Source organism: Marininema mesophilum (genome assembly GCF_900106775.1).
In the GTDB taxonomy this organism is placed as follows: Bacteria; Bacillota; Bacilli; order Thermoactinomycetales; family DSM-45169; genus Marininema; species Marininema mesophilum.
Map to the genome: position 1 here is coordinate 223,773 of NZ_FNNQ01000002.1, position 18,823 is coordinate 242,595.

At 46.5% G+C, this 18,823-nt stretch carries 14 protein-coding genes; 12 read left to right on the forward strand and 2 right to left on the reverse strand.

Annotated elements, in window-relative coordinates; all coding sequences use genetic code 11:
- Positions 1-20 precede the first annotated feature (20 nt).
- The 10 genes from BLV90_RS03155 to BLV90_RS03200 all read left to right on the forward strand — a co-directional run bounded on the left by BLV90_RS03155 (position 21) and on the right by BLV90_RS03200 (position 12,602).
- On the forward strand, positions 21-398 hold the full coding sequence (locus BLV90_RS03155; protein ID WP_091736026.1) for a DUF779 domain-containing protein: 378 nt from the start codon (positions 21-23) through the stop codon (positions 396-398).
- A gap of 64 nt (positions 399-462) precedes the next feature.
- A complete protein-coding gene (locus BLV90_RS03160; protein WP_245726234.1) occupies positions 463-1,650 on the forward strand; it encodes an amino acid deaminase/aldolase in 1,188 nt (395 codons plus the stop codon).
- On the forward strand, positions 1,647-2,978 hold the full coding sequence (locus tag BLV90_RS03165) for a D-arabinono-1,4-lactone oxidase (protein ID WP_091736031.1): 1,332 nt from the start codon (positions 1,647-1,649) through the stop codon (positions 2,976-2,978). The genes BLV90_RS03160 and BLV90_RS03165 overlap by 4 nt, the downstream gene beginning before the upstream one ends.
- 64 nt (positions 2,979-3,042) lie before the next feature.
- On the forward strand, positions 3,043-4,791 hold the full coding sequence (locus tag BLV90_RS03170; RefSeq protein WP_177167871.1) for a glycoside hydrolase family 3 protein: 1,749 nt from the start codon (positions 3,043-3,045) through the stop codon (positions 4,789-4,791).
- Positions 4,792-5,192: 401 nt separating this feature from the next.
- Entirely contained in the window at positions 5,193-6,029 is an 837-nt protein-coding gene (locus tag BLV90_RS03175) for a lipoate--protein ligase family protein (protein ID WP_091736036.1), read from the forward strand.
- Between the two features lie 106 nt (positions 6,030-6,135).
- Positions 6,136-6,600: a GNAT family N-acetyltransferase gene (locus BLV90_RS03180; protein WP_091736040.1), complete on the forward strand. Its 465-nt coding sequence runs from the start codon at positions 6,136-6,138 to the stop codon at positions 6,598-6,600.
- A 367-nt stretch (positions 6,601-6,967) separates the two neighbouring features.
- The gene (gene proB, locus BLV90_RS03185) at positions 6,968-8,104 is read left to right on the forward strand and encodes a glutamate 5-kinase (protein ID WP_177167872.1); all 1,137 of its coding nucleotides are present in this window, start codon (positions 6,968-6,970) and stop codon (positions 8,102-8,104) included.
- 44 nt (positions 8,105-8,148) lie between these two features.
- Entirely contained in the window at positions 8,149-9,402 is a 1,254-nt protein-coding gene (locus tag BLV90_RS03190; RefSeq protein ID WP_091736046.1) for a glutamate-5-semialdehyde dehydrogenase, read from the forward strand.
- A 220-nt stretch (positions 9,403-9,622) separates the two neighbouring features.
- Positions 9,623-10,423 (forward strand): serine/threonine-protein kinase, encoded by an 801-nt coding sequence (locus tag BLV90_RS03195; protein WP_091736049.1) that lies wholly within the window; start codon positions 9,623-9,625, stop codon positions 10,421-10,423.
- Positions 10,424-10,829: 406 nt separating this feature from the next.
- Entirely contained in the window at positions 10,830-12,602 is a 1,773-nt protein-coding gene (locus tag BLV90_RS03200) for a hypothetical protein (RefSeq protein WP_091736052.1), read from the forward strand.
- Between the two features lie 95 nt (positions 12,603-12,697).
- Here BLV90_RS03200 and dat read toward each other — a convergent pair whose 3' ends face one another.
- Complete coding sequence (dat, locus tag BLV90_RS03205; RefSeq protein WP_091736054.1) at positions 12,698-13,534, reverse strand: D-amino-acid transaminase; 837 nt, start codon at positions 13,532-13,534, stop codon at positions 12,698-12,700.
- Positions 13,535-13,741: 207 nt separating this feature from the next.
- Between dat and BLV90_RS03210 the strand changes: the two genes are divergently transcribed.
- A complete protein-coding gene (locus BLV90_RS03210; protein WP_091736057.1) occupies positions 13,742-17,119 on the forward strand; it encodes a vitamin B12-dependent ribonucleotide reductase in 3,378 nt (1,125 codons plus the stop codon).
- Between the two features lie 31 nt (positions 17,120-17,150).
- Here the strand turns inward: BLV90_RS03210 and BLV90_RS03215 are convergent, their stop codons facing one another.
- A complete protein-coding gene (locus BLV90_RS03215; protein ID WP_091736060.1) occupies positions 17,151-17,834 on the reverse strand; it encodes a GDSL-type esterase/lipase family protein in 684 nt (227 codons plus the stop codon).
- Positions 17,835-17,990: 156 nt separating this feature from the next.
- On the opposite strand from BLV90_RS03215, the gene BLV90_RS03220 reads away from it, so the two are divergent.
- On the forward strand, positions 17,991-18,722 hold the full coding sequence (locus BLV90_RS03220; protein WP_177167873.1) for a metallophosphoesterase: 732 nt from the start codon (positions 17,991-17,993) through the stop codon (positions 18,720-18,722).
- Positions 18,723-18,823 lie beyond the last annotated feature (101 nt).

The window sequence follows — 18,823 nt, forward strand, 5'->3', positions numbered from 1 at the left end:
TCAAGGAAGGAGGGGTCTTTATGGAACGAGTGCCTCGCGTGCTCGTCACTGATGAGGCGCAGAAGGTAATCGATCAGTTGCGGGGGGAACATGGGGAGTTGATGTTTCATCAGAGTGGAGGTTGCTGTGATGGCTCCTCTCCCATGTGTTTTCGTCAGGGTGAATTCCGAACAGGGATATCAGATGTTCTCCTTGGCGAAGTGCATGGCTGTCCCTTTTATATGTCACGCTCTCAATTTGCCTACTGGGAGCATACTCAATTGACCGTGGATATCACCAAGGGAAGAGGGGCTTCCTTTTCCTTGGAGATCCCACTGGGGGTACGATTTTTGATTCGTTCCAGACCGTTTACTGCAGAAGAGGAGAAAGCGCTAACTCCTGTTGAAACCATGATGTGAGATGGAAAAACCCGCCCAATGGCGGGTTTTTCCATCCATCTTATTGATAAGGGAGGGACATTTGGTGAATCGATATGAGCGGTATCGAAGGGCTTTACTCGACTACCCGAAGCCGCTTGCATTTTTAGACCTGGATTCACTTACGACGAATAAGGATCGGATTCTCCATGCCGCAGGATCCAAAAAAGTTCGGATTGTTAGCAAGTCCATTCGTTGTGTGCCCTTAATACGTCATCTTTTAGCGACAGATGATCGATTTGAGGGTGTGATGTGTTACACAGTTTCTGAGGCCTTATTTCTCAGTCGGCAAGGGTTGGATGACTTATTGGTGGCTTATCCTGCGTGGGAAAGAACTTCACTAACTGATGTAGGGAAAGAGGTTTTACGCGGGAAGAAACTGACGTTGATGGTAGACGATGAAGAGCATATTGCCCGATTAGAAGAGGTCGGACAAGGGATAGGAGTGGTTTTTCCTGTTTGTCTCGATATGGATCTGTCTGTTTCATGGCCAGGCCTTCATTTTGGTGTACGGCGTTCCCCGATTCGTTCGCAAAAACGGCTAATCGATGTAGTAAAGGGAATTGAAAAATCCCCATCGGTAAAGTTGGAAGGGATTATGGGGTATGAAGCCCAGGTGGCAGGAGTGGGCGATCAAGTGCCTGGCCGTCCATTGACTAATCGCTTGATGCGGTTATTAAAAGGGCATTCGATTCGCCGTATTGCGCAGCAACGGGGAGAGTGGATAAGGGAGTTAAAGGAATTAGGGTTATCTTTACGCTTTGTGAATGGTGGGGGAACAGGTAGTCTTAAGGTGACGAGTCAGGAGGATGTGATTACAGAGGTGGCTGCTGGTTCTGGTTTTTTTAGCTCGGTCCTCTTTGATCATTATCGCGACTTTCAAGGAGAGCCTGCGGCTGGCTTTGCTCTAGAGATCACTCGGCGCCCCACGCCTGGAATAGTGACCTGTTTGGGTGGCGGCTATCCTGCTTCAGGGGCTAGTGGGAGTGATCGCCTGCCTACTCCATGGTTACCTGAGGGGGCGAAGCTTCTCCCCTTAGAGGGAGCTGGAGAGGTACAGACTCCAGTTCAATACGAGGGAAGTTTTGCGCTTGGTTTAGGCGATCCTATCTTTTTTCGCCATGCCAAGGCTGGCGAAATGTGTGAGCGCTTTACAGAGATCCTAGTAATTAAGGGGGATCAAGTCGTGGATCGCCATCCAACTTACCGTGGAGAAGGGAAGTGCTTTTTATGAGGGATTCTATCTCTTCTGTACCCTGGAAAAATTGGTCGGGCTCTGTGGAATGTCATCCGGTGGAAATTGCGCGTCCAGTAACCGTCGAGGAGGTGGTGGATGTAGTGAGGCGGGCAGCATTTATTGGCCGGACTATACGAGCAGTGGGCTCAGGTCATTCCTTTACCCCATTGGTGGAAACGGATGAAATCCTCGTCTCTCTAGAAGGGTTACAGGGCGTGGTCAAGATCGATCCTGACCGTCAGGAGGCTACGGTCCGAGCAGGTACACCTTTATCGGTGCTGGGTTTAGCGTTAGAGGAGCAGGGGTGGGCGATGGAAAATCTCGGGGATATTGATGCCCAGACGATTGCAGGGGCGATTAGTACAGGGACCCATGGTACTGGAGTTAATTTTGGTTCGATCTCCAGTCAGGTGGTGGCAATCACCTTTGTGACGGCGGATGGGGAGATTATGACGCATACCAAGGAGGAGAATCCAGAGACCCTTTGTGGTTCGCGAATTTCTCTGGGCTCACTGGGTTTGATAGTAGAGATAAAGCTCCGTGTTTTCCCACGTTACTTGCTTCAATTAGAGAGTCGGCGGATGGGATTACAGGAAGTATTGAATTCATTGGAGAATTTGAAGAGGGAGAATCGTCATTTTGAGTTCTACTGGTTTCCCTATACAGAAATTGTCCAGGCAAAGCGGATTAATAAGACGGATTTGCCTGCTACAAGGGGTGGTTGGTGGGGGGGATTTAGTCGCAACGTGTTAGAAAATGGTCTTTTTTGGTGTCTTTCCGAGGGGGCTCGCATACAGCCTCGTATTTCGGAGAAGGTTAGCCGCTTATCTGCCTGGGGAATTCCTTCGGTCAAGGAGACAGGAGTTAGTCGACACATCTTTGTGACTCCGCGGAAGGTTCGTTTTTTTGAAATGGAGTACAGTATCCCAGCCGAAGCACTACCGTCGGTGCTCGAAGAGATGAAATCACGGATTTTACAGGAACGATTTGCTGTTCATTTTCCGGTGGAGTGTCGGTTTGTGTGTGGGGAGGAAAATTGGCTAAGTCCAGCGTTTGGTCGAGATTCTGCATTTGTAGCGGTTCATATGTACAAAGGGATGGAGTGGAGACCTTATTTCCGGGCGATGGAGGAAATTTTCCTTCGTTACCAAGGTCGCCCTCATTGGGGAAAGATGCATGGTTTGAAGGCGGAGCAATTCGCTGAGATGTATCCGCATTGGGAGGATTTTCAGGAGCTACGTTCAAGGATGGATCCTCAGGGAGTGTTTTTAAATCCCTATTTGAAAACAATCTTAGACACATCGCGGCTGGGTGCTAGGGTTTGAATTTTCTTTATTTTCATTGTATTCCCATTGCAATACAATGGGTAGAGAAAGAGAGGCGATGAGGATGAAGTCGAGAAGGGTTATGGGAACGATAGTGTCCTTGTTTCTTGTATGCTCCCTGTTTATCGGGGCACCGATGAGCAGTGCAGAGGGGCATAAAAGGGGGGATCAGGGTGAACAGAGTGTTGAGAGGGTACTGAAGCGGATGACAGTGGAAGAAAAAGTGGGTCAGATGATGATGGTCGGCTTTAAAGGGTCGGAGCCGACGGAGGAAATTCGTAATCTAATTCAAAGGACTCGTGCAGGAAGCGTGATTTTGTTTGCCTGGTCAGAGAATGTGAAAGAACCTGTCCAGGTAGCAAACCTAACAAATGGATTACAAGAGATTGCAGCTAAAACACGGCTGAAGGTACCCCTTTTAATTTCGACGGATCAAGAAGGTGGAGTGGTAGCCCGCTTAACCCAAGGAGCGATGGAGTTACCTGGCAATATGGCCCTAGGTGCGGCACGGTCATCCAAGGGAGCCTATGATGCGGCTCGTTTTACGGCGAATGAATTGAGGGCAATTGGGGTCAATATGAATTTAGCCCCGGATTTAGATGTCAATGTGAATCCAGCCAATCCCGTCATTGGGGTGCGTTCCTTTGGCGAGAACCCTTCCTTGGTTGCGGATTTAGGTGAAGCAGCGATTAAGGGCTATCAGAGACACGGTGTGATCGCTACAGCAAAACACTTCCCTGGTCATGGAGATACAGCTGTGGACTCTCACCTAGGCTTACCCGAGATTAATAAGCCACGAGCAGAACTGGAGAAGGTAGAGTTCGTCCCCTTCAAACGAGCGATCCAGAGTAATATTGACGCGATCATGACGGCCCATATTCATGTCCCAGCACTCGATTCTACCCCCGAATTACCTGCTACTCTCTCTAAACCGATTTTAACGGATTTACTTCGTAAAGAGATGGGTTACAAAGGGATTATTATCACCGATTCGATGACCATGGCAGGTGTTTCCGATACCTTTGGAGGGGTGCCAAAAGCATCGGTGAAAGCAGTTCAAGCAGGGGCCGATATTGTTCTCCTAACTCCTGAGTTGACCTCAGGCCAACAGATGGATGTGTATAACGAATTAGTAGCAGCAGTACATTCAGGTGCTATTTCAGAGAAACGAATTAATGATTCTGTTCGACGGATTATCAAGGTAAAACGGAAATATGGGTTGTTCGAGCATCGTCAAGTCGATGTAAAAAGGGTGCCTGAGCGAGTAGGAACCCCTAAGCACAAAAATAAAGCCATGCAATTGGCTAGAAAATCCATTACCCTAGTAAAAAATAAAAACCAACAACTTCCTTTGAAATTGCAAGCGAATGAGAAACTAGGGATTATTAGCCAGTATTCCATCCGCGACTACGTCCTTCCCTACCATGCCAATACAACAGAAATTCACCAGACAAAGGTTAGCCCCACTGATAGCGAGATTGCTCAGGCTGTAGAGATGGCAAGGGGAATGGACCGCCTGATCGTAGGTACCTATTCGGCAAGTCTCTATCCCCAGCAGGTGAAGTTGGTACAGGAGTTATCCAAACTGGGTAAACCCATCACCGTCGTCGCTTTTCGTAATCCCTACGACATCATGAAGTTTCCTGAGGTAGATGCCTATGTTACCGCATATGGATTTCGCTCTGTCTCTATAAAAGCGGCGGTGGATACCCTATTCGGGGCAAATTCTCCGAGGGGTAAATTGCCCGTGACGATTCCAGGTTTGTATGAGTATGGGCATGGCTTGAAGTATGTTTGGAAAAAAGAGAACTGAGGCTAAAGCCAGAATCATGGAATCGGCCTAATCTTATTTAAGGGAGCGATGGCAATCATCGGTCCTTTTTCTTAATGAAATGGCCAGTCTCCTGGTGCCCCTTCACGCACATCTAGCTAACTTCTGGATAATCAACACTTGTTAATTTTTTACTATGTTAGGGTGCTTCATAAAGAAGAATCATTAATTTATTTATTTGCTAGATTATAATCGGTCTCGATGTGCGTGAAGAAATTCTTTTTAGAAGATATTTTTGTCTTTGTACAGTTAGTTATTTTAGTTTAACGAAATGCCTACCCCTCCTCGGATTTGTCCAGGATATCGTTCTACGCTACAATGGTGAGATTAACTTGGAAGCATATCGAGCATAACTTTGCTAAGTAAGAGTGGAGGATCTCACGATGACAGGTAACCAGTGGCGACTAATACAATCTGGAATGAAAAATAGTGCGGAGAATATGGCGATCGATGAAGCGATTCTCATCGCTCATAGTGAAGGGAAGACCCCACCAACGATTCGTTTTTATGGCTGGAATCCAGCGACCCTTTCCATCGGATATTTTCAAAAGGTAGATAAAGAAGTGGATAGGGATGTAATCAAAGAAAAGGGTGTCGGTTTTGTGCGTCGTCTGACAGGGGGACGTGCAGTCCTCCATGATCAGGAGCTCACTTATAGTGTGACTCTAAGTGAGGAGTATCCAGGGATGCCTACTTCAGTCACCGAATCCTACCGAGTAATTAGCCAAGGTTTACTTGAAGGGTTTCGCAATCTAGGCTTAGAGGGAGAAATGGTGCCTCTTGATACAAAAGAGGAACAAGCCAAGTATAAGTCCCTTGGATCGGCTGCATGCTTTGATTCTCCATCAAACTATGAATTGGTAGTAGAAGGACGCAAAATCGCAGGGAGTGCACAAACTAGGCAACGTGGTGCGATCCTACAACATGGGTCGATTCTTTTGGATATGGATGTCGATCTGTTGTTTGATATTCTGCGTTTTCCTTCGGCCAAAGTGAAGGAGAAGCTGAAGCGAATTTTCGTGACGAAAGCGGTAGCTATCAATGATTTGCGAGATCAGCCAGTTTCGATGGCGGAAGCAATCGATGCTTTCCAACAAGGTTTTGCAAAGGGGTTGGATGTAGAGCTCGTTCCGGGCAAACTAACAGCATACGAAGAGGAGTTAGCCCGGGAGTTAGCCCAATCCCGCTATGGATGCAATGAATGGAATTTGAAGAAATAGTGTCAGATTTGTTAACTCTGTTTTCACCTTCTTGTCAGGAGGTTATAATTCCCCAGTAAAAGCTCCTAGAGCGAAACTGAACGGGGTTGGCGGGAGGGAAGAGAGCATGTGGACGATTCGCAAGGCAACACTACAGGATGCGTTATCGATACAAAAACAATTACATCAAGCGTATCGCCCGATCAAAAAACAGGGATATAACATGGAAGCGACAGATGTGTCCTTAGAGACAGTTGAGGAGAATGTGCGCCAACATGAGGTCTTTGTGCTGGTCAATCATGAGAGATGCATAAAAGGAACGGTTCGCTTAAAAAATCACTCAGATGACATGGATCATCTCGGCTGGTTTAGCATTTCCCCAGACCTAAAAGGATTTGGTCTGGGGAAGAAGGTAATTGATTACGCGGAGGAACGATCCCGTAAGCGTGGACGTCATGGCATCTACTTGGATACAGCCAAGGATCATCCCTGGCTTCCTTCCCTTTATGAGAAGTTGGGATATCAGAAGGTTGGAGTAATCCGTTGGCCCGATCAAAATTTTGATGCGGTACAATTTGAAAAGCAATTGTGATCGAAAAAGCAATGGGAAGTACTTGACATCAAAGTGCTCCCCATTGCATAATCATACACAAACTATGAGCGGATAGTGAATAGAGAAACGTGTAGACAGAAGTTAGTAGGATGGACTTAACCAACCATGCAGAGAGCGAAACCCATAGGCTGGAAGGTTTCGTGGGGATGTCTGTCTGAACCCACTTCTCGATGTGGCCGTTTGTAAAAACGGATCGGCTCCCACCGTTATCGGGAAAGGCGACAAATTGTCGCATGAGCGGGTACGTGATGGTTAACACGTGCCAACCAATGGTGGTACCGCGGAAGAGTCCTCTTTCGTCCTTGGACGAAGGGGACTTTTTTGTATGGGAAAGGAGGAGTTAACCATGGATCGTCAAACCGTGGTGGTGAAGATTGGAACATCTTCTCTCACCAATGAGAATGGACAATTGGATGAACAACGATTGGCCCATCACGTAGCTGGCATCGTGGAGCTAAAAAAGAAGGGGTACCACGTAGTCGTCGTTTCTTCTGGTGGGATTGCAGCGGGTTTTCATGAGCTGGGGCTTACCGAACGACCTCGAACATTAGCAGGGAAACAGGCAGCGGCAGCTGTTGGGCAGGGAGCGCTTATCCAATGCTATCGTGAACACTTCTTTGCCAAAGGCATAAGCTGCGCCCAGGTACTTCTCACGCGAAGTGATTTTGATAACCGTAGTCGATACCTCAATGCCCTTCATACCTTGAATTACCTTTTGAAGCGTGAAGTGGTACCGATTATCAATGAAAATGACTCCGTGGCAGTGGATGAAATCTGTTGGGGAGATAACGATACCCTAGCGGCTCTGGTCGCAGGTTTATTGCAAGCGGATGAGATGATTCTTGTGACCAATACCAATGGCCTATTTACGGATAATCCACATAAGTATCCTGGAGCTTGTCGGATTCCAATGTTAGATAAGGTGGACGAGGAGCTGCTTCAACAACTCGATGATAGTAAAAGCGCTTTTGGCAGTGGGGGAATGCGCTCGAAACTGGTGGCTGTACGGATGGCGACGGAAGCAGGTGTACGAGCGCATATTGGTACAGAACAGCCAGCAAGTGATTGGATGTTTAAGATGCTCATCCATCAGGAAACTGGGACGACGATTGTAGCATCACCAAGGCGTATAAGTCGTAAAGAGCACTGGATTGCTCTTCACTCAGGACCTGCGGGTCAGGTGCATGTAGATAGAGGAGCGGCTCGGGCCCTTTTAGAGGAAGGAAGGAGCCTTCTTCCCATCGGAGTGGTTAAGGTAGAAGGCGACTTTCAAGTAGGTGATATTGTTATCGTAATCGATCCTACAGGAACTCCAATCGGTCGTGGAATGTCTCGTTACCCTGCAGAGTGGCTCGCAAAGGTGAAAGGAAAGCGATCAGAGGAGGTGTTTAAGCAGGAACCTCGCTATTTTCCCGAGGAAGTCATTCATCGAAACGACTGGGTATCTACATCAATGGAGAATGCTTTGGAAACGACCGATTGACGTATTGAATGAGGGTAACCATCTGTGGAAAGGGAGAGGGATCGATGATTACTTCGGATGTGAGACAAAAGGCTCATAAGGGACGATTGGTGCTTCGTCAACTAGCAACGTTAACAGAAGAAGAGAAGAATAAGGCGCTCATGAAGGTAGCTGAAGAGATCAGCCTGAGAAAAGAGGAGATTTTGCAGGCGAACGAGCAGGACCGTAAAGGAGCCATAGAGGAAGGTGTATCCCAAGCATTGCTCGATCGACTTACGTTAACAGAAAAGCGATTGGATGAGATGGCAGAGGGTCTTCGGGATCTAGCTCGCCTAGAGGATCCTATCGGAGAAGTATTGGATACGAGTACCCTTGCCAACGGTCTTCGTATCGATAAAGTTCGTGTGCCTCTGGGTATGATCGGTATGGTGTACGAGGCGCGCCCAAATGTGACATGCGATGCCGCAGGGACTGCCTTGAAAACAGGGAATGCGATTTTGTTACGAGGAAGTGCCTCTGCTATTCATTCCAATTTAGCCCTGACAAAGGTAATCCAAGCAGCCCTTAAAGAAACCGCAGTTCCATCTGAAGCTGTTCAATTGGTAGAGGATTTAAAGCGATCAGCTGTCCAGGAGATGATTACGGCCAATGGTTTGATCGATGTGATTATACCAAGGGGTGGAGCAGGCTTGATCAGTCGGGTGGTAAAAGAATCTACTGTTCCTGTAATAGAGACAGGAGTAGGTAACTGCCATATTTATGTGGATCAAGCTGCAGAACCAGAAATGGCAACCAATATTGTCATGAATGCTAAAATCGATCGTCCAGCGGTTTGTAATGCCGTGGAAACCATACTCATACACCAGGAGTGGGCAAATCGGTATCTAGTGGAGCTATGTCATCTCTTATCGGAACAAGGAGTAGAGCTACGTGGATGCCCAGAAACCCAAAAGATTTTCCCACAGGTCAAGCCAGCGGTAGAATCGGATTGGGAAACAGAATTTCTTGATAAAGTACTTGCTGTGAAGATCGTGGATTCTTTGGAGAGTGCATTAACCCATATTAATCGCTATGGTACACATCATTCGGAAGCGATTGTTACCGATGATTCTGCCACGGCTCAGCTTTTCCTAACTGGAGTAGATGCGGCAGCAGTATATCACAATGCCTCGACTCGATTTACAGATGGGGGGCAGTTTGGTTTTGGTGTAGAAATTGGCATCAGCACTCAAAAACTACATGCCCGAGGACCGATGGGCCTTAAAGAGATGACATCCTATCAATACCGAATGTATGGAACAGGGCAAACTCGAGGCTAAAGAGAAGAATAGTCGTATGGTAGACACCGAAAATCGGTGTCTATTTTTTTATAGTAGAATACCTTGACCCAGCCTGCTGTTTTCGGTAATCTAATTTCCAAAAGAGAGTATGGGATGAAGGCAATTCTCCAATGCTCAAAACTGACCTGAAAGTCAGTTTTGAGCATTGGAGAGAGAAACCTCTAAAAGTATTCATAGGGAAGAGATTGGGGGTACTTCTATGGCTCAAGAGACGGAGCGTCCTCTTCATTCTTGTGAACGTTTTAAAACAGAAGATGTACTGACCTCCTTTAACTGTCAGTTTATCGAGGCTCATTCATCGGATGGAGCGAAGGTGCTTCTCCAGAAGATGAAATTAATTCGTTCCTTGCCACCAGATGCGGAGGGGAAGTTATGTTGTATTAAACACCCTGGTCTATTGTCTGTGATCGATGTGATCGTAGTGGAGGATGCTGTAGTTTTGGTGCATCCTGATTTCTCAGGTGAACCGCTTACATATGTGGTGAATAAAGAGCAGTCGATGAGTCCCATGCAGGCGATAACTTTGTTTCGTAAACTGGTTCAGGTTCAAGTGGATCTTAGCCACTTTCCCATGCCGATGTGGACCTCATTGGACCCACGTAACATCTGTATATATGACGATGAACCCTTTGTACTATTTTGTGGTTTAAAAAACCATACTACTCTTCCCCAAAATGACCAAGGTAAGAGTCTACTCTACTACCTATTAACGGGGGAATACCCGCAAAACGTGGTGGATCAAAGCCGAGATATAAGAAAAAACCTTCGTCGGGTCCCTCGGCTGATTCGTCAATTAGCGCTTGATATGCTGGAAAAGGATTATACAGAAGAAGAGTTACTTGCAGAGGTTGATCGTGTGCTAGAAGAACTGACACAAAAACGATTGGACCGTTCCCGAGCAGATGAACCAAAGAGTAAGCCTTCTGCAGCTGCAGCATCCTGGCTGATCCTTGATTCTAAGAGAGTTAACACACCTTCAGGTAAATCTGTTGTGGATTAAATCCATGATTATATGGTCTTTAAGAGAGAAGTCCTATGGAATTCAAACGGCTTCAGATGGAGGTATCTGGTTTTTAGAAAAAATTATGGAAATAGAATGCTGCTCGCTCCTGGTTGCATGGCTTTTATCTAATATAAGGAAATTTAAATACTGTATATCCCAGACGAATCTCTCTCCTTTTCTTTTTTAAAAGAGATGGGGAGAGGGTTGGATCACATCATGAGGAGGTGAAAGGGGAGAGAATTGTCGGTGAGCGGTTAATTTAAGAGAATTGGGGGATTTTTAGGATTTTTTTCGATTTTTTGAGTTTTCCTCTGTTGAATGAAGGGTGTTTATGTCATAATGTAACATAGGATTAACTAACAAATAACCATTTAATTCCTGGTTGTTTTAGGAGGTAAGTGGAATGAAGTCCCAGGGTATAAAGAAAGGCCGATATTATGAAAGATTCCAGGTGGAAGATGCTGTAACATTCTATTCTGGCCAGCTGGTTTCAGCTAAATCGCCAGATGGGGCGCAGGTCTTTTTACAGGAGATTCCTTTGGATAAGCCATTACCGCCTGGCTCTATGGAACTCTTGTCCGGACTTCAACGTGAACATATTGCACCGGTTCTCGATGTGATTGAGGAAGAGGATCGGATCGTATTGGTACATCCACCCTTAGGTGGCGAACCTCTCTCTTTCATGGTTTTACCACGTAAAGGGATGGAGCCGATCCGTGCGCTTACTGTCTATCGGCAGTTGTTACGTACAGCAGTCCGTTTGTCTGAGATATCACCTCCTATCTTCACAACATTGGATCCGCGTAACATCATTTTAGAAGAAAACAGGCCATACGCTCTATTCATCAGCTTTGATCCTTTCAACAAGGATAATGGCGAAGAAAAATGGCGCTATCTATTATATTTCTTGTTGACTGGTTTTCAGCTGGAAAAACGACCGGAGAACCCAGAGAAAGAGAAGGGTATTCAAGCGTTACCACAACAATTGAAAAGCCTTGTTCTCTCTGCGATGGACTTGGAGAAACCAATGAAGGAAGTGTTGGAAGCTGCTGAAGCAGTGACGCTTCCCCGCAAAATTTCGGCTTCGCGTAGGGGTAAGAGTAAGAGCTGGAGATACTGGTTACCAAGTGCAGTTGCAGTGGTTGCTATCGTCGGTTTATTGGTTGGGCTAGAGGTTTTTGGCGATAAGGGCAGTGCCATTGCTGGGGAAGAGAAACAGGCTGAAGCGCAACTTTCTAAACCAAAAGGTCGTGCGACCTTTGATAATGTTATTTTTCAGCGGCAAAAGACCCGGACTGAGACATTGCCTCCATCGGTACAAGGGACGTTCCGTGTTCGTGGAGAATTGACTCAAGCGGATCATGCCCCTTTCTCTCTTTCCTTGGAGTCGGAAAATGTCGAGTCGGATTTTGGCCTGCGGGTAGATGACAAAGGTGGTTTGCAACTTTATCAGTATGTCAATGGTGAAACATTCAAAATGGCAAATTCAAAGGACAACTTCCGTATTCAACCCAAAAAGAAATATATAGTCGATATTTACTATGTACCGAATCAACCCTTCCGTGTTTCTTTAACAGAAAAAGGGACGAACAAGCAATGGGTAGCTATCGGGAAAGTTCCGATGGATTCGATCTTTAAAATAACTCTTGAAGGTCAACAGGGCACCAGCTTTAATCAACCAGCCATCACTAAGCTTCAAGACGCAAAGTCTGTTGCTGATGTGTGGATGAAAGATTCTCCATGGACACTGATGGAGGGGACGGGTGTCATCGATGGAAAACGATTTAATCTTGATTCGGATTCTCGAGTAAACCTGAAACCAGGACAAAATAACTTCTCCTTCAAGCGAGCAGAGGACTTTAATGGTGATCCACTGCGTATGGAGATGGAAAATGCCGATGGAAGCCGTTATCAGTTCAATTGGCTACATAGTGGACGGTTGGAGTTATCTCGATTGGATTACAATCTCCAACAGTTAGCTTCGGGCAAGATGAGCAGTGGATGGGTTCCTGATAGAAAAAGTTCAGTATCCATTGCCGGAAATACCCAGGAATTTTCAGTGGGAGTTAAACAAGGGTCCTTGGAAAAACAAGTCCAACATCAACCCGATGGTCCCATCGCTTTACGGTCGATTACCATCTTGAGTCAATCGGGGTTGACACTTTTTGATCAGTAATTGCTATCATTGTTAATTTCATATAGTAGAAACCCCTGTCTAGATGACAGGGGTTTTTCGTGTGATGATATGTCGGTCTCAAAATCCTTAGGGAATTAGGAAGGGATTTTGGCCTCAAAAGCCTCCTGAAGTTGTCGGGTTAAAGGTCCTGGAGTGCCTGAGCCAATCGTCTTCCCGTCGATGGAGATAACGGGGGCGATTTCCATTGTGGTGCTCGTGATAAAGACCTCATCTGCTACGAAGAGCTCCTCTTTTGTAGGGGCTTCTTCACGGACTGGAATTCCTAGCTCTCTAGCTAGTTCAAGGATTACGTTTCGAGTAATGCCATGTAGGATGAGATTATTTGCTGGATGAGTGTAGAGGATTCCCTCTTTGATGATGGCTACATTCGTAGAGCTTCCTTCGGTTACGGTTCCATTCCGATGGAGAATAGCTTCTTGGCAACTCGCTTCTACCGCTTCTTGTTTAGCAAGGACGGCACCTAGTAGATTGAGACTTTTGATGTCACAACGAAGCCAGCGAATGTCCTCTGTCAGGATCGTAGCAACCCCTTTTTCCAGTAAAGAGAGTGGCCGAGGAGCATCGAAGGTATAACCGATAATGACCGCCTTAGAATGTTCGGGAAAAGGATGAGAGCGAGGGGCAACCCCACGGCTAACTTGTAGATAGATATTCCCTTCAATAAGTTGATTACGTGTAACCAATTCTTCCAGAAGAGACGTGAGACGGTCTTCGTGATAAGGAAGAGCGATACGGAGTTCATTGGCACTTCGTACAAGGCGCTTAATATGTTCTTCAAGGTAAAAGGCTTTCCCATTGTAAACACGAATTACCTCATAAATTCCGTCGCCAAACTGATAGCCACGATCTTCAATATCGATGGTTACATCATTGCGTTCAGTTAATTGATCATTAAAAAGGATGGTCATGATGGATACCTCCTAAGTTAGCTGAATTGTTACTAGTTTGCATCATCTTGCATAAGTTAGCAACTATCCTGATGAAAATAACAAGAATGCAAATCTCAAATTCGTCCGATATGGAAGGAAAATCCTTGTTGGTCGGATGGAGACGAGCTGGTGCGATGTTAATCAGCGGTATTCAGGTTTTTTTCTATATATAGTAGTGGTATAATAAGAATGAGTCTATATATTGCGATTTTGTTCGATTTTGAGAGATTGGAAGAGGGGGAGTTAGGGTTGAAAATCCAGCGTCACTTTACTCACAAGGGAGAAGATCCTTTCCAAAGCGTGGAGTATACGGAAAGGGACTGTCGCATTACGAATCCAGATGGGTCTATCGTCTTTGAAATGCTTGGTGCCGAGGTGCCCAAGGCATGGTCTCAGGTAGCCGCAGATATCATGGTTTCTAAGTATTTTCGTAAGGCGGGAGTTCCTCAAGTAGATGCCGAAGGGAAACCCGTATTGGACGAGTCGGGGAATCCGGTGCTAGGTTCTGAGAAGAGTGCACGTCAAGTGATCCATCGCCTCGCTGGGTGCTGGCGAGAGTGGGGAGAGCAGAATGGCTACTTTGATACAGCAGAAGATGCGCAAGCTTTTTATGATGAATTGGTTTATATGTTGTTGCACCAAATGGCCGCTCCCAACTCCCCCCAATGGTTTAATACAGGTTTAACTTATGCCTATGACATCACGGGTAAAGCTCAAGGTCATTACTACATGGATCCGGAGACAGAGGAGCTAAAGCAAGGAAAAGATGCCTATACTCGTCCCCAGCCCCACGCATGCTTTATCCAATCCGTCGACGATGATCTTGTCAATGAAGACGGGATTATGGATTTATGGGTGCGGGAAGCACGCCTCTTTAAGTACGGTAGTGGCACAGGTACAAACTTTTCGAGCATTCGAGGAAAAGGCGAATCCCTTTCTGGTGGTGGCACCTCCTCAGGGTTACTCTCCTTTCTGAAGATTGGCGATCGGGCAGCAGGTGCGATCAAATCGGGGGGAACGACCCGGCGAGCTGCAAAAATGGTTACCCTAGATTTAGACCACCCTGATGTGGAAGAGTTTATCAATTGGAAGTCGAATGAGGAGAAAAAGGTTCGTGCGCTTATCGCGGCGGGTTATGATCCATCCTTTAATGGTGAAGCCTATGAGACTATTTCTGGACAAAACTCCAATAACTCCGTTCGTGCCCCTCATTCCTTCTTCGAAGCCCTTGAAGAGGATGGTGCTTGGGAACTAAAACAGCGAATGGATGGAAAGACAGCGAAGAAGATCCCAGCCCGCGAATTGTGGCGTCAGATTGGACAAGCTGCTTGGGAGTGTGCTGATCCTGGCTTGCAGTATGATGGCACGATCAACGAGTGGCATACCAGTCCAGCAGGGATGGATGGGGAGTATGGGGCTCGCCACAATCGAATCAATGCCTCCAACCCTTGTTCGGAGTATATGTTCCTGGACAATACTGCCTGTAATTTAGCCTCATTAAACTTGATCAAGTTTTTTGATGTAGAAAAAGCCGCCTTTGATATCCCAGCGTTAAAACATGCTTCCCGCTTGTGGACCATCGTATTGGAGATCTCTGTCATGATGGCACAGTATCCTTCCCAAGCGATTGCTCAGCTTTCCTATGAATACCGCACCCTGGGGCTTGGATATGCCAATATCGGTACCGTTTTGATGGTCTCGGGAATTCCCTATGATTCAGAAAAAGCGCTTGCTGTGACTGGAGCGGTTACTGCGATTATGACTGGGGTTTCCTATACGACTTCTGCGGAAATGGCGAAGGAGCTAGGACCCTTTAAGGCTTTCCCATTAAATCGGGAGCATATGTTGCGTGTCATTCGTAACCACCGCCGTGCAGCCTATCATGTACCTGCTGAGGAGTATGAAGGCTTGACGGTACAACCCATGGGAATCCATCCGACCCATTGTCCACCAGAACTTTTAGAAGCGGCCCGGAATAGTTGGGATCAAGCACTTGCTTGGGGTGAGCAATATGGCTACCGTAACGCGCAAACTACCTTATTAGCACCTACGGGAACGATTGGTCTGCTGATGGACTGTGATACAACTGGGGTAGAACCGGACTTCTCCCTCGTAAAATTTAAAAAATTGGCCGGGGGTGGGTATTTTAAAATCGCTAACCAGTCGATTCGCCCAGCTTTACACACCTTGGGTTATACAGAAACGCAAATCCAGGAAATTCTGACTTATGTCACAGGTACGTTTAGCTTAGAGGGTGCCCCCCATATCAACCGAGATAGCTTGTTCGCAAAGGGCTTCACCGAGGAAGATCTAAAAAAGGTTGAAGACCAGTTAGCGACGGTGTTTGAACTTCCCTTTGCCTTTAATAGTTGGGTATTGGGTGAAGAAACGATGAACCGTCTTGGATTTACTGCTGAACAGTTCCAAGCTCCGGACTTTAATCTGCTGAAAGCCCTTGGCTTTACCCAGGCTCAAATCCTAGAGGCCAACGATGTTATCTGTGGTCGGATGACAACGGAAGGGGCTCCCTATCTCAAGGAAGAACATTATCCTGTTTTTGATACGGCGAATCCCTGTGGTCGAATCGGGAAACGGTTTATCCACTTTATGGGACATCTACGAATGATGGCGGCGGCTCAACCTTTCTTATCAGGAGCGATTTCTAAAACGATCAATATGCCTCATGAGTCATCGTTGGAGGATATCCAACTCGCCTATCATGAAGGGTGGACACTTGGTTTAAAAGCGGTCGCTCTGTATCGGGATGGTTCTAAAAGCTCCCAACCCCTTAATTCAAAGAGTGATGAGAAGGAAGATGAAGAAGAAGAAACCCCGGCACTAGTATCTACGGAGAAGGCAGCTGTAGCGAGTGCTTCGATAGCCTCGAGCAAAGAAGTATATGCGAAGGGACACGTTCCTAGTATGCGTCGGCGCTTGCCGCGAAAGCGGGAAGGAATTACCCAAGAGGCACGTGTAGCCGGACAAAAGATTTTTGTTCGCACAGGAGAGTACGAAGACGGAAGCTTGGGTGAGATCTTCATCGATATGCATAAAGCAGGTTCAACAATGAGAGGGATGCTCGATGCCTTTGCTGTAGCCGTTTCACTAGGTTTACAACATGGTGTCCCCTTGGAGAAATATATTAATTCGATGACCTTCACCCGTTTTGAACCTGCGGGTACCGTCAGCCACCCCAATATCAAAATGGCGACGAGTGTGATCGATTATGTCTTCCGATTGCTTGGGATGGAGTATCTTGGTCGAACGGATTTTGTTCAGGTGCCACCAAAGCAAGAGGAATTGCGAAGCTATGATAATCGTTGGCGGCGTAATGAGTCCATCGAGACTCAAAAGGATGAAGCGATTGAAACCCCTGTACGCGCCCATGCGGAGGTGGAGCAGGGATATGTGGAAGTGACAGGGAGTATCGAGACTCCCCAGGACAATCTGGATGCGATCCGAGCCTCATCAGGCGCTCCCCTTTGTATCGATTGTGGGGGAATGACCAAGCGGAATGGTTCCTGCTATGTCTGCCTTGATTGTGGAGGAACAACGGGTTGCTCCTAACTCTTTAACTAAAAAAATTCCCGCATCCAGTTTATCCGGTGCGGGAATTTTTTTGTCCTATAATGGTTTCCCACAGAGCATCAGTGATTACTTGATGACCTAAGCGATTGGGATGAACGGGATAACTTCCTGATCCAAAACGAATATCAGTAAGGCGACCTGTCCGATACTGGTGGATCAGTTTAGGCTCCCGATTACGAAAGAGTTCACCTATATCCACTATAGTGACATTCCATGTGCTAGATACTTCGGCAGTTGCTTTATTAAGTAAGGGAATCCATGTATTGGCGGTTCGCGATTGAGGAAAAGGATTAAATTGATTAAGAGTATAAAGGGGAGCGTGGCTTAGCTGCCGAATCTGTTTATAAATCTGGTGTAGGTTATTTTTGTAGGTGTGTATGGTACGAGCATAGATGGACATGTTTCCAAATAAAAAATATTTAACATAAGCGTGGATCAGGTCATTTCCCCCGATGTTTAATGTGAGAAGAGAGCTTTGGGAAACGGCGTGGGCATGAGGAGAAGATGAAGTAAGGATGGAGGCCAACCGGCCACTCGTTAGTCCTTTTTTTCCGGTGTTGACTAAGGAGAAGGAGTCGATATGTTCATTGAGACGTCGTGACAATTGGGTAGCAAACCCCTGGCGATTGGGTGCTGAGTAGCCCTCGGTGATGGAGTCTCCCAGTGCTACATATAGGTAAGAGGGCGTTGTCACGGGGTTATCCCCTCCAGTTTATGAGATCGTACAGTTATTGTATGAAGCCGTTGAGAGGGTGGACAGGGCCATGTGAACGGGTTCTTGGCTTTAGGGCTGTGGAACATGTTATAATGATAAACGCTGATTCATGTGTGCAAAGGAAGTGGACTTGATTTGAGCTTGTTTGCGATTAGCGATCTTCATCTCTCATTTAATAAACCAGTCGGGTTGACCGGCATTGATCATGAACAAGATATCGATAAACCGATGGATGTCTTTGGTTGGGATTTTCACTATGACCGCGTGCGAGATGCTTGGTTAGAGACCGTTAGTGAAGAAGATACAGTATTGATCCCTGGGGATATCAGCTGGGCCTTACGCTTAGAGCAGGCTCGCTATGATTTTGATTGGATCAATGCACTTCCTGGTCGGAAAATTCTTTCACCAGGCAACCACTGTTACTATGCACAAAGTAAAAAAAAGGTGCGTCACATGCTCCCTGAAGGAATGGAGTGGATTGATGCCGATTGCACTATCGCTGAAGGGTATGTCATCGCTGGTACACGAGGTTGGAATTTACCAGGCGAACCAGGATGGGATGAAAGCTCGGACCGTCGGATTTATGATCGTCAGGTAGGTCGTCTTGAGATGGCTCTTTCCACAGCGGCCAAGCAATACCCGGAAAAAGAACGAATCGTGATGTTACACTATCCACCAGCAACGCCGAAGGTGTCGAATTCGGATTTTATGCGAGTGATGCAGGAGTACGAGGTAAAGACTTGTTTGTATGGTCATTTGCATGGTCGTTCCCATCGAGATGCTTTTGTTGGGGACTATGAAGGTGTACATCTGCAACTCGTCTCCTGTGATTATCTAGATTTTAAGCCAGTTCCGGTTCATGTATGATCCGGAAGTTCGATAAGAAAAGAAAGTACCCCTTTTTAACGAAGAGGTACTTTCTTTATTTTTAGGGGGTACGAAACGAACCGGTCTGTCCTTCATCACAA

What these genes read in the sequence shown, in the direction of transcription:
- BLV90_RS03155 (WP_091736026.1), top strand. Translation starts at nt 21, where the DNA reads ATGGAACGAGTGCCTCGCGTGCTCGTCACTGATGAGGCGCAGAAGGTA.
- BLV90_RS03165 (WP_091736031.1), top strand. Translation starts at nt 1,647, where the DNA reads ATGAGGGATTCTATCTCTTCTGTACCCTGGAAAAATTGGTCGGGCTCT.
- BLV90_RS03170 (WP_177167871.1), top strand. Translation starts at nt 3,043, where the DNA reads ATGAAGTCGAGAAGGGTTATGGGAACGATAGTGTCCTTGTTTCTTGTA.
- BLV90_RS03175 (WP_091736036.1), top strand. Translation starts at nt 5,193, where the DNA reads ATGACAGGTAACCAGTGGCGACTAATACAATCTGGAATGAAAAATAGT.
- BLV90_RS03180 (WP_091736040.1), top strand. Translation starts at nt 6,136, where the DNA reads ATGTGGACGATTCGCAAGGCAACACTACAGGATGCGTTATCGATACAA.
- proB (WP_177167872.1), top strand. Translation starts at nt 6,968, where the DNA reads ATGGATCGTCAAACCGTGGTGGTGAAGATTGGAACATCTTCTCTCACC.
- BLV90_RS03190 (WP_091736046.1), top strand. Translation starts at nt 8,149, where the DNA reads ATGATTACTTCGGATGTGAGACAAAAGGCTCATAAGGGACGATTGGTG.
- BLV90_RS03195 (WP_091736049.1), top strand. Translation starts at nt 9,623, where the DNA reads ATGGCTCAAGAGACGGAGCGTCCTCTTCATTCTTGTGAACGTTTTAAA.
- BLV90_RS03200 (WP_091736052.1), top strand. Translation starts at nt 10,830, where the DNA reads ATGAAGTCCCAGGGTATAAAGAAAGGCCGATATTATGAAAGATTCCAG.
- BLV90_RS03210 (WP_091736057.1), top strand. Translation starts at nt 13,742, where the DNA reads ATGAGTCTATATATTGCGATTTTGTTCGATTTTGAGAGATTGGAAGAG.